Source organism: Stenomitos frigidus ULC18, assembly GCF_003003795.1.
GTDB classification, from domain to species: Bacteria; Cyanobacteriota; Cyanobacteriia; order Leptolyngbyales; family Leptolyngbyaceae; genus Stenomitos; species Stenomitos frigidus_A.
On sequence record NZ_PVWK01000090.1, the window covers coordinates 1 to 10243 of the forward strand.

Below are 10243 nucleotides of genomic sequence, written 5' to 3' on the forward strand. Positions count from 1 at the left end.
AAAAAGCGAGGCAAAGTTTTACTCACTGCTTTGTTGGAGAACCTACTTGCTTAACTCCCTGGAATCCCTATTGAGCCTCAATGTTTTAGACAACATTGGATCGGCTTTGATGTGTTGACAGACATCCAAGCCGCTCATCCTGGCATTTGCCAGTCACAAAGGATCATGTTGCTTCGCCTGCACGATGCCATCTTCGCCGCTTAGAGCGGCAATCACGTCATAGCCCTGTGACTGTAGTGTTTTTTTCAACACGAGCTGAATAAAGGGATCATCGTCGATAACCAGGATTTGAATCATGTCGCTCGGGAACGGCCAACAGAGAGTGTTCATTAAGCGTACCCAAAGAGACAAACTCATTCGCAATGCCCTTTACCTCTTTGCTATGGGCGCTGACTGCGCAACTGGTTTGTTCCTGTCTTTCAACGGTTTGGGTCTGAAAGCGCTGTCATTCAGCCACAAACCGTAGCGGGGTATAGCATACGGCAGCCCTACGTCTGCTAGGATGCATGCGGTTTGCCTTTTGACAGGAGAAGATCAGCGCCATGGATCAGACAATCGCGGCTGCGGCTGCAGTGCTACAAATGCTTATGGATGGCAATCAACGTTATGTAGACAAACGGTCAACGCATCCACATCAAGATGCTGCTCGCATTCACGAAATTGCACTTGGGCAACATCCTGTCGCCATCATCCTCGGCTGTTCTGATTCACGAGTGCCACCAGAAGTCATCTTTGATCATGGCTTGGGCGACCTTTTTGTGGTGCGTGTCGCGGGGAATGTAGTGGATGATGTGGTGTTGGGCAGCATTGAATATGCCATCGTGTCCTTTGATATTCCCCTGGTGATGGTTTTAGGGCACGAACGCTGTGGTGCGGTGTCTGCTGCTGTGAAGCATAGCCAGGTTCCTGGTCACGTCAGCACCTTGATGTTGGCGATTCAGCCGGCTCTGGAGCGAGTGAAAGAGGGTGGCAATAACCCGATCGATGCAGCGGTTATTGCCAATGTAGAAATGACGGTGGAAGAAATCAAAACCTCTGAACCTCTACTGGCTAAGCTTGTTAAGCAGGGCAGAGTACAAGTGGTAGGAGCGCGGTACGATCTCGAACAAGGGCGGGTGGAAATGGTTGTTTAGGGACGATGGCGATCTTGCTACTTCAAGACTCTGGTAGCGTTGAAGATGGCTGCCAAGGCCACGCCAACATCGGCAAACACTGCTTCCCACATGGATGCAAGGCCGAAGAGACCTAAAGCGATGAAAAGACCTTTAACGACGATCGCAAAGATGATGTTTTGCCACACGATCGCGTGAGTTTTGCGGGCAATTTGGATGGCTTCTGCCACTTTAGAGGGTGCATCCGTCATCAACACCACATCGGCAGTTTCAATCGCGGCATCTGTGCCCAATCCGCCCATCGCGATGCCCACATCGGCTCTGGCTATGACTGGCGCATCGTTGATGCCATCGCCTACGAAAGCGACGGTGCCTTTCTTGCTAAACCGCTGGAGTAAAGTTTCCACAGCGGTGACTTTCGCCTCTGGCAATAGCTCTGCCTGGTAGGAATCCACGCCCAGAGTTTTGGCAATGCGTTGCGCCACCGCTTGAGAGTCTCCGGTAAGCATCATGATATGTTCGACACCTGCGGCCTTGAGTGCTTGCATTGCCTCAACGGCATCTTCTTTTACTTCATCCGCAATCACAACGTATCCCACATAAACCTGATCCACTGCCAGATGCACGACAGTGCCTTCCACATGGCAAGTGTTATGCACAATCTGTTCTCGATGCATCAGGCGATCGTTGCCTGCCAGCACCCATCGCTGCCCCAGCCTGGCTTGAATCCCATGTGCAGCAATTTCGGTGTAATCCGAGAGGGTGGAAGCGTCAACGGGTTGCCCGTAGGCCGCTCGAATGGATTGGGCGATCGGGTGGTTAGAGCCTGCTTCTACCTCAGCCGCCAGGCACAAGAGCTCTGCTTGAGTGAACCCATTGTGCGGCACGATCGCGACCACTTTAAACACGCCTTTGGTCAGGGTGCCAGTTTTATCAAACGCGATCGCTTTCACGCTTGCCAATGTATCTAAAAAGGTTGCGCCTTTTACCAGAATGCCTCGTTTCGCGGCTCCACCAATGCCACCGAAGTAGCCAAGCGGGATGCTAATCACCAATCCACAGGGGCAGGAAATTACCAACAGAATGAGTGCTCGATACGCCCATTCAGCAGAGCTTGCGCCCGGTATGAAGAGTGGCGGCAATAAGGCGACTGCCAGCGACGCCAACACCACGATCGGCGTATAGCGACGGGCAAATTTAGTGATGAATTTTTCCGTTGTTGCTTTTTTGCTGCTGGCGTTCTCAACTAGCTCCAAAATGCGGGCGATCGAGGACGCACCAAAGGGTTTAGTGACCGTGACCGTGAGTACCCCAGTTTGGTTGATCATGCCTGCCAACACAGGTTCGCCCACACTCACTGTACGCGGCACCGATTCTCCAGTCAGGGCTGAGGTATCGACTTGCGATCGCCCATCAATCACGTCACCATCTAGCGGAATTTTCTCACCGGGCTTGACTAAAATCGTGTCCCCGACCATGACCGCTTCGGGTGCAACGGTTTGAATGCCGCTGTCTGTTTTGAGGTTGGCAGCCTCTGGGCGAATTTCGAGGAGCGACGTGATGGAACGGCGCGATCGACTGACGGCTGACTCCTGAAACAGTTCGCCAAATTTGAAAAAGAGCATGACTCCCACGGCTTCTGGGAGTTTGTGAATGGCGATCGCGCCGACCGTTGCAATAGTCATCAAAAAGTTTTCATCAAACACCTGACCACGCAGGATATTGCGCCCAGCACTGGTCAGCACACTCCAACCGCTCAACAGGTAGGCTGGGATGAAGACCAGGTATTCGCCGATCGAGAACGGGGTATTGTGCAGGGGCGTCTCAAACACAGAGCCGAGTATAAACAGGGCAAGCACAACCCCAATCACGGTACCTTCTCGCCTCAGGTTAAACTCACTACCATTGTGATGATGGCTATGCTCATAAGCGTGTCCAACATGTTCATGACCATGATGATCATGTCCATCACAATGTTCATGGCTGTGCTCGTCGTGATGATGCGTTGCAGTAACGGAGTTTTGACCGGCAACGGTATAACCCAACGCGGTTACTCGTTGCTTAATAGCGGCTTCACTCACCTGATGCGGGTCGTAGGACACCGTCAAACGTCCGGTTGCCACCACAACTGCGATTTCAGAGACTCCTGCAAGCTTCTGCACACTGGCTTCAATCTTTAGCGCACAGCTAGTGCAGTCCATGCCACCGACTTGCATCCGTTGTGTTTTGAGTGCAGGCGTCTGAGTCATAAAAGGTCATGAACCACATAGTGACACCTGCAATTTTACAGCAAACGTTCGAATATATGAGCATTGATTCATGGGTTTAGGCTTAGAGCGGGTTAAAAAATAACTGCTAGATCAGCTATCAGCAGTCAGCGATCAGCTTTTCTCTGACCACTGACCACTAACCACTCGCCAAAGACGATTGCAATGACAAGATCACAAGCGTTGTTCAACGGTTGATCTAGTTGCTTGGGCTTGGGTTGCTGTAGACTCAATCGCCACGAGCGATCGCCGTCCAGTTTTGAGCAATAATGTTGTTAAAAGTCATCCCGGATAAGACGAACATCGGTGTCTCTATCAACATAATTCCATTCTTCAGATGCTCGGAGTTGAGCGACTAAATCATCAAAAGCGGCTGCATCAGAGGCTGCGTACTCAAACCACGTTAAAAAGTCGAATGGTTCATTGTCTCCCAAGTCTCGGCAGTGATGGAGTCGGCGTGCAACAGCAGGCAAATACTTCATACCGATCGCAACATGCTTAGAACATTCTTCAAGAATCCTTCGCCGCTCATCCTGTGGCAGAAGCCACCATGAAGGCTTCTTTCGAATGGGAATAAGTGCGGCACAAATGGCATTGGGGCGACCAAGTCCCTGTTGTTTGGCGACGAATTGATCTTTCTCCTGCCGGGTCACATAGCGCTCATTACTCGTGATCCCACGCAGGAACCATTTGGCATCAGCCATCGCTAAAGTAGTTGATCCACCCGTTACCGTGAGTCTCGATGCCTCTGGTAGCGGATTTCCAAAGATCATTGTCATACTGACAATTTACCAGGGGCCAGTGCTTCCACCGCTAAAGGTAAACAGTCGGTCGCTCATTGCTGTCTCAGATCTCCCCAATACAGCCTATGACTAAAAGAACAGCGTTTTCTTAGTCAGGTCATGAAACACTTTCTGTCGTTTGAGGTGCAAAATTAGGCTAAAAGCGCTAACTTGCCGGCGGTGATTCAGATGCTACCACCATAACTTCGATCGCAAACTGAAAAGACGCTGAGTTGAGGCTGAGAAGTTTATCAGGATAGATCTAATCAGGGAAGATCTAGTCTTTGGTCAAAGTCATCACGATGGCTTTGTGCCTGCTTTACGAGTGCGCGCATCGCCGTTCGCCTGAGCCAAAATGAGTCATCGGTTGCCCACTTCACCAGCCAAAGTTTTACGGTTACATCTCGAGTTACCAGAGTAGCGATCGCTCCCATTGCAATCCAGCCAATGTGTGCCTAGGTAATCATCTGTCGGAGTAGCTCTTCAAGAAAACCCAGGTCGGCCACTATGATTAGATACGGGTAGTGGTCAAGCAAGGCAATGATCAGCGATCGCAGTTCATGAGTAGAGGTTTACCCCAGCACCTCAAACAGTGCCTCAAACAAGGCCTTAGACAGCATCTAGTTTCGGGGCATGCAGACCGATACCATTGCCTTCGCTGTCCTGAATCATGCCAATAAAACCAGGATCACCAATATCGGTCTTGGGCATCAAAAGCTTGCCACCATTGGACTCGACTCGTCCCAAAGCCTGTTCCAAATTTTCTACTGTACCCAGGTTCAGGTAGATTAAGGTGCCCGTCATGGAAGGCGTCAAACGCTCACTTTTAACGATCGCACCCCCAACGCTGGTCGGATCCATTGGAAAGAAGGCTTGCGGCTCTCCCATAAATTCTGCTTTCTGAATTTCGGTACCGAGCACGGTGCTGTAAAAGGTAACTGCCCGATCAAAGTCAGTGGCAGGGATTTCAAACCAGTTAATGGCGTTTGGCAGGTTAGGCATACAAACTCCTTGTTAGCATAGAACGTTTCAAGCCTACTGGAAGGATCAAAACAGCACAAGTGTACTACAAGACATTGGCTGTCCAGTCTTGAAATTAGTGATCGGGTCGATGGCGAAGGTCATTTTGCCAATGCTGCTCAGGTGCTGACTTGAGTGATCGCAGGCTCAGGAAGGCGATGGATTAAGGGGATTACGACTTGCCAATGATGAGGTGATGAACCAGTTTGAACGGTGTGTTAGCAGACTTGAGAGATGATTTTTCTGGAACCCTCTTCTTACGACTGTCTAGCGGCACCTTTGCACCAGATTTCACTGCCATGTCTTGAAAGGACTGGTTAAACCGATCGCGGTGCTGATGGCGATCGCTAACGCCAGCTGACGTGAGGTTCCGCGTCATGGGTTTCGCTGTGGTTGGAGGACAAGACTGCTCCTCTACAGATAGCGGCGCGATCGCATTTTAATTTGGTGTTGTTCCCGTCAAAATTCTCAGCAGGATGAATTTCTTGTGAAGGCCAAGATATTTTTTTTGTAAACCCTACGTGTTTTTTTCGATAACGTTCTGTGGCGAGAATATCATACAGGAGAAGGACTTGGTCATGCCTATTATGACGTAAATTTCTTAAGCTGTTGTGCTTAAAAGTGATGGATAGAGTCAGTGCATCAGCCTTCCCTGTTTCAACTCAAAGTCTCAATCATGCATTGATCAGTCAGGCAGTGAATATAGACATTTGTGACGAAATCACTGATGCGCGTACTTGCAGAGTTGTACATTGTGCCATTCTCCAAGTTGAGTCTATGCCTCTCGCTGAACTTGCACCAAAATTTGGACTAGCCTTTGCGGTCAACATCGATCGATTGATTAGTAAGGCGCAAGCAGTAGCCATAGCCAAACGTATTCTGCATTGTGATTTAGCCTATTCTTCAGAAATCATGACAAAAATAGCGGCAAATGCCTTGGCAAGTCGTTTTCTTGAGTGTTTTACTGAAGAAGATTCACAGTATTACACCAATGGCAACTACTATTCTACCGCCCCTAGATCTGGTTGGATGCCAGCTGCAGCTGCAACATTTGATACAGGTATTGTTGTCATTGGTAAATCGCGAACAGGGTGCCTTTGGGTAGAAGAGGAGGATTAAGTGTTGCCTTTTACAGCGGTTTGCAAATGGGGTAGCCACAGTGGGAGCATCTTGCTCACGTTTGCGAGCAAGATGCTCCCACTCAGTTGATGTGGTTTATGCAAACGAAAATTGCTGTAAATTCAGTGTTGCTTAAGTATGTGGTTCCGCAATGTAGTAAATTGATACATCGGTTGTCGAAAGCTGTTGCTGCGCATTACTCAAACCGTTAGCCTGCTTAGTGCTGTGTTTAAAGAGTCGTTGCAAAGTGTCCTTGAAACGATTTGGATGAATACCTTTGTTTCAAAGATTTGTGTAGTGCACAAGAGGGTTTTTGACGTATGACAGCACGCTACTTAGATTTTGAATTTAGATTAAAAGGGATCTACCACTAATGTATGTATTAATGGCTGCTGCTACTGCAGTTCTCTATACTGTCGGCGGCGTTTTCATGAAACTCTCAGCAGGGTTTTCTCAAGTGATTCCGACTGGGATGGTATACCTGTTTTTTCTTGCCGGTGTTAGCTTGCAAACCCATATCACTAACAATGCTCATCTAGGCATTACTTACATGTTAGTGCTTGGCTTGGAGGCCGTCTCTGCAGTTCTTTTTAGTATCTTGATCTTCAAAGAAAGCTATACACCTCTGACAATTGTTGGTATTTTTTTCATTGTATTGGGCACGGTCTTTCTACGAGCAGAAGTGAGTTAGGCCGATCGCCTTACTCGACTACAGTACTTTTTGCTTGGCGATCGTATGCGAAGAGGCAACAGACCGCTTCTCATGAGGACGGAAAGACATACTATCTGCCTTGACCGAGCAGTATTTCAGCCATCCCAGAATTCGAATCGATGAAATGGATACAACATGTATAGGTAATCTTTGAGATTATAGGGACGCATTTTCCAGCAACAGCTTCACAAAGCTGTATGGAAGCCAGTAGTGAGGAGTCTGAACTCTCATGTCTGACAGCAACCAGAATGCTCAAGATACCTCTGTCACTGTTGTGATTTCTCGTCGGGTTAAGCTGGGCTGCGAACCCGCCTTTGAAGCTTTTCTTGCGGGAGTGACAGCCGCTTGTGGGCAGTTTCCAGGGTACTCAGGCAGTAGCATCTTTCGTCCAGCCAGTACCGATGATCCTGAATACCGTGTGATCTTTAAGTTCGATCGACTGAGCAATCTGCGTTGTTGGGAAACTTCAGACGAGCGGCAACAGTGGTTTACCCAGGCAGACGCTTTAACCGAATCCCCGCCCGAGGTGCAGGTTTTGACGGGCCTAGAGACCTGGTTTACCCTGCCTGGAAAAGCTGCCCTGGTTCCGCCCGCTCGCTACAAAATGGCGCTGGTGAGCTGGTGAGCCGTTTTTCCGCTCATCACAGTGCTTTCGACGTTGCTGCAAACGCACCTATCACCGCTGCCGATCGTCTTCCGGGTGATGGCTATCACTGCGATCGCCGTACCGACAATGACGTACCTCCTCATGCCCCAAATGACGCGCCTGTTTGCGTGGTGGCTGTACCCCTTGCCCTCAGATCTGCCAGTCGATCAGCCTCATGAAGCACCACTAAGCCTTGAACCCAGCGCTGAGCCGCCGCTTCCCATCATGCAACCCTTGCCAGTTGAGCTAGAAACCATCCCACCTGTGATTGAAAATCTGGGGTAACGGTGCGAAACGATTCAAACAGGTTAGAGGTCGGTTCGATCAGGCTTTGAGTCTCCTGAGTTGCTTTCGCAACTGAAGTCGCTGCTACACGGACACTAGCGCAGCCAGGCCCGAAGGGCTATAAACTGCCTCCGCAGGTTGCAAACCTCCTCGCCTTTAGGTAGTCCACATCGGCGGACTTTGTTGACGTAGTCGCGGTTTTAACCGCCAGACACTCAATCCTCGAAGAAACAGCGCAACGGGAACATCTTTCAAGCATTGTCTGAATCAAGCGCACAAGGCGAATTCACAAATTATTCACAAATTTACAAGAGGATGTTGCTATTGGTCTAGGTTGATCGAGCTAAAAACCTTAGAGGCTGTCTGATCCGTCTCTCACTTGACAGACTGAGTGACACGCAGTGCAGCGAAACGGCTCTTTTTCCCTCAAGGTGTGCTCTATCAGATCATTTCTTGCCAACCGATGGGACATCTACGGAAAGTACTGCTTGCTTGTGTCGCCTACAACCGTTATGGCTAGAGACAGCTACTATGCCCCTCGAAACCATTTACCAATTTTTTCAGGAGCCTCGCCCCAACTATCTCAATGAGCAGTTGGCAGTGTGTTACATTTTATCGATCTTGCTAAAGGGTGATAACGATTGAATTGAGCGGCAGCACTGAACTTGAACTTCCATCGATAAACTCTGTTCCGTCCGCACCAACGTAGTGTTGGGGTGCTGACAGCTACGAGTGTTTTTCTGATCTGCTACAGGATTAACGGTTCGATTTTTGCCTGCACTTCCTCAACAACGTTTTCTGGAACCGATTCAACAAACTGAACACTACAGGCTTTCCAGTCCAGACACTTGATTTGATCGGCAAGAATCACTCCTTGAATCTGCAGCTTAGTTGGCAAAAGGACTTCAAAGGGATATCCCTTTTGCTGCTTGGTGATGGGCATAAACAGTGCCAGAGAACTTTTTGTGTTGTAACCACGAGGTGAAAGAACAAAAGCAGGTCCATGCCCCCTTTGCTTATGACCTTTGGTTGAATCAAAGTTTAGGTAGACGATATCTCCCCGGTCTGGAATATAGCGATTTGTTAGTACTACCAAGCTTCATTCCCCACAGCCACTCCAGTCTCAACCTCGGTATGCAGATTTTCTGGCGTGATGGCAGAAATAAGCTCATCCAAGGAGTAACGCTTTCGGATTCTGGGTTTGATGACTAGATTGCCATCGATCACCACAAGATCGATCTCAACGCCTTCGGTTAACTGGATCTCTTTAACTAAGTGCTGGGGAAGTCGAATGGCTAGACTGTTTCCCCACCTTGCAACTGTCGCAACCATATCTCAACTGCCCGCTTCGTCGACTTGTTATGCATCCGCCCACGGAACCCATCTCAAAAAACATCGATTACCATCCTGCTCCGTAATTTCTGCGCCCAACTGATTGTAAAAGCGAAGCCCACGGGCATTTCGAGCAGCAGCATTCCAAGCAAGATAGGTACAGCCATTTTCCTTGGCAATTTGAGCTAATTGAGCCATTAATGCTGCTCGTACACCTTGACTTCTCATCTCCTCATCCACATACAGATCATCCATCCAAATGCTTGGCTCTCCTGCAAATGATGAGTACCTGAATCCATATAATGCAAAGCCGACTTCATGCGCTGAAAACTCTGCAAACAAAACGTAAGAAAAGGGAATGATTCCGAAAAGTGTTTTGCGTATTTTGTCTTCGGATACTTGCAGCACATCAGAGAATGCACCAATGTTTCGGTCAAACTCTGATTTCTTATGAATGAATGAGAAAATCAGCGATACATCATCAGGAGTGGCAGATCTAACTTTCATCGATTAATTCACAATCAATTCAGAATTTTCCTTTGTTAAGCCACCATACCGATATGGGCAGCGATGATATGCCAAGTTTCCCTAGAAGAGACAGCCCAAACGCGCGTGAAACGAAAGTCCCCATTTGCAGGGCTGCCATTATAGCTACCTGATATTTGCATTCGGACTGAAACGATCGCCACCTCTCGATGGATTTGAATATGCTGCTCAGAAGGTTTCAACTCATTTATCTTAATCAAACCAGATTCGTGAGCAGCTAGATCATCTTGTTTTTCTAATAATTCTCCAAGATGACTGGTAATGATAATTTCGGGGGCGAGGAGTTCATTCAAAACGCTGACATTAGAAGCAAGCATTGCCTGCCTGAGCCGTTCTTCGATGTTGATAAGTAGCTGAGGGTTACAAAGCTCAGGTATGTAACGGTTCATGAATGAGCCAATTTCGAGGGAAACCGAAATCGT

Annotated in this window: 14 protein-coding genes; 5 read left to right on the top strand and 9 right to left on the bottom strand. The window is 48.6% G+C overall.

Going from position 1 to position 10243, the window contains the following annotated elements; all coding sequences use genetic code 11:
- Nucleotides 1-153: 153 nt before the first annotated feature.
- Nucleotides 154-330, bottom strand: a complete 177-nt coding sequence (locus C7B82_RS31520) for a hypothetical protein (protein ID WP_181357526.1) — start codon at nucleotides 328-330, stop codon at nucleotides 154-156.
- Nucleotides 331-542: 212 nt separating this feature from the next.
- Here C7B82_RS31520 and C7B82_RS16420 point away from each other — a divergent pair, with 212 nt between their 5' ends.
- Nucleotides 543-1133, top strand: a complete 591-nt coding sequence (locus C7B82_RS16420) for a carbonic anhydrase (protein WP_106257372.1) — start codon at nucleotides 543-545, stop codon at nucleotides 1131-1133.
- 17 nt (nucleotides 1134-1150) lie between these two features.
- Here the strand turns inward: C7B82_RS16420 and C7B82_RS16425 are convergent, their stop codons facing one another.
- The 4 genes from C7B82_RS16425 to C7B82_RS16440 form a co-directional block, all read right to left on the bottom strand.
- Entirely contained in the window at nucleotides 1151-3361 is a 2211-nt protein-coding gene (locus C7B82_RS16425) for a heavy metal translocating P-type ATPase (protein WP_106257373.1), read from the bottom strand.
- Nucleotides 3362-3654: 293 nt separating this feature from the next.
- Complete coding sequence (locus C7B82_RS16430) at nucleotides 3655-4158, bottom strand: chlorite dismutase family protein (RefSeq protein WP_245939943.1); 504 nt, start codon at nucleotides 4156-4158, stop codon at nucleotides 3655-3657.
- A gap of 612 nt (nucleotides 4159-4770) precedes the next feature.
- Nucleotides 4771-5163: a VOC family protein gene (locus C7B82_RS16435; RefSeq protein WP_219904498.1), complete on the bottom strand. Its 393-nt coding sequence runs from the start codon at nucleotides 5161-5163 to the stop codon at nucleotides 4771-4773.
- 190 nt (nucleotides 5164-5353) lie between these two features.
- Nucleotides 5354-5560: a hypothetical protein gene (locus tag C7B82_RS16440; protein WP_106257374.1), complete on the bottom strand. Its 207-nt coding sequence runs from the start codon at nucleotides 5558-5560 to the stop codon at nucleotides 5354-5356.
- Between the two features lie 245 nt (nucleotides 5561-5805).
- On the opposite strand from C7B82_RS16440, the gene C7B82_RS16445 reads away from it, so the two are divergent.
- The 4 genes from C7B82_RS16445 to C7B82_RS32395 all read left to right on the top strand — a co-directional run bounded on the left by C7B82_RS16445 (nucleotide 5806) and on the right by C7B82_RS32395 (nucleotide 7943).
- Nucleotides 5806-6300, top strand: a complete 495-nt coding sequence (locus C7B82_RS16445) for a hypothetical protein (protein WP_146141174.1) — start codon at nucleotides 5806-5808, stop codon at nucleotides 6298-6300.
- A 373-nt stretch (nucleotides 6301-6673) separates the two neighbouring features.
- The gene (locus C7B82_RS16450; RefSeq protein ID WP_106257376.1) at nucleotides 6674-6991 is read left to right on the top strand and encodes a DMT family transporter; all 318 of its coding nucleotides are present in this window, start codon (nucleotides 6674-6676) and stop codon (nucleotides 6989-6991) included.
- Nucleotides 6992-7241: 250 nt separating this feature from the next.
- Entirely contained in the window at nucleotides 7242-7637 is a 396-nt protein-coding gene (locus tag C7B82_RS16455) for a putative antibiotic biosynthesis monooxygenase (protein ID WP_181357527.1), read from the top strand.
- A gap of 21 nt (nucleotides 7638-7658) precedes the next feature.
- Nucleotides 7659-7943 carry a putative antibiotic biosynthesis monooxygenase gene (locus C7B82_RS32395; protein ID WP_181357528.1) on the top strand — a complete coding sequence of 95 codons (285 nt, stop codon included), beginning with the start codon at nucleotides 7659-7661 and terminating at the stop codon, nucleotides 7941-7943.
- A 748-nt stretch (nucleotides 7944-8691) separates the two neighbouring features.
- Here the strand turns inward: C7B82_RS32395 and mazF are convergent.
- The 4 genes from mazF to C7B82_RS16475 all read right to left on the bottom strand — a co-directional run.
- Entirely contained in the window at nucleotides 8692-9039 is a 348-nt protein-coding gene (gene mazF, locus C7B82_RS16460) for an endoribonuclease MazF (RefSeq protein ID WP_106257377.1), read from the bottom strand.
- Complete coding sequence (locus C7B82_RS16465; protein ID WP_106257378.1) at nucleotides 9033-9275, bottom strand: AbrB/MazE/SpoVT family DNA-binding domain-containing protein; 243 nt, start codon at nucleotides 9273-9275, stop codon at nucleotides 9033-9035. Before C7B82_RS16465 ends, mazF begins: the two co-directional genes overlap by 7 nt.
- 27 nt (nucleotides 9276-9302) lie before the next feature.
- The gene (locus tag C7B82_RS16470; RefSeq protein WP_106257379.1) at nucleotides 9303-9782 is read right to left on the bottom strand and encodes a GNAT family N-acetyltransferase; all 480 of its coding nucleotides are present in this window, start codon (nucleotides 9780-9782) and stop codon (nucleotides 9303-9305) included.
- Between the two features lie 35 nt (nucleotides 9783-9817).
- Nucleotides 9818-10243 (bottom strand): nuclear transport factor 2 family protein (locus C7B82_RS16475; RefSeq protein WP_245939944.1); only part of this gene is annotated, 426 nt, incomplete at its 5' end.

Excerpts from the sequence above, each read along its gene's own strand:
- C7B82_RS16435 (WP_219904498.1), bottom strand. The coding sequence starts at position 5,163 with ATGCCTAACCTGCCAAACGCCATTAACTGGTTTGAAATCCCTGCCACT.
- C7B82_RS16470 (WP_106257379.1), bottom strand. The coding sequence starts at position 9,782 with ATGAAAGTTAGATCTGCCACTCCTGATGATGTATCGCTGATTTTCTCA.
- C7B82_RS16425 (WP_106257373.1), bottom strand. The coding sequence starts at position 3,361 with ATGACTCAGACGCCTGCACTCAAAACACAACGGATGCAAGTCGGTGGC.
- C7B82_RS31520 (WP_181357526.1), bottom strand. The coding sequence starts at position 330 with ATGAACACTCTCTGTTGGCCGTTCCCGAGCGACATGATTCAAATCCTG.
- C7B82_RS16440 (WP_106257374.1), bottom strand. The coding sequence starts at position 5,560 with ATGACGCGGAACCTCACGTCAGCTGGCGTTAGCGATCGCCATCAGCAC.
- C7B82_RS16430 (WP_245939943.1), bottom strand. The coding sequence starts at position 4,158 with ATGACAATGATCTTTGGAAATCCGCTACCAGAGGCATCGAGACTCACG.
- C7B82_RS16465 (WP_106257378.1), bottom strand. The coding sequence starts at position 9,275 with ATGGTTGCGACAGTTGCAAGGTGGGGAAACAGTCTAGCCATTCGACTT.
- C7B82_RS16455 (WP_181357527.1), top strand. The coding sequence starts at position 7,242 with ATGTCTGACAGCAACCAGAATGCTCAAGATACCTCTGTCACTGTTGTG.
- C7B82_RS16420 (WP_106257372.1), top strand. The coding sequence starts at position 543 with ATGGATCAGACAATCGCGGCTGCGGCTGCAGTGCTACAAATGCTTATG.
- C7B82_RS16450 (WP_106257376.1), top strand. The coding sequence starts at position 6,674 with ATGTATGTATTAATGGCTGCTGCTACTGCAGTTCTCTATACTGTCGGC.
- C7B82_RS16445 (WP_146141174.1), top strand. The coding sequence starts at position 5,806 with ATGGATAGAGTCAGTGCATCAGCCTTCCCTGTTTCAACTCAAAGTCTC.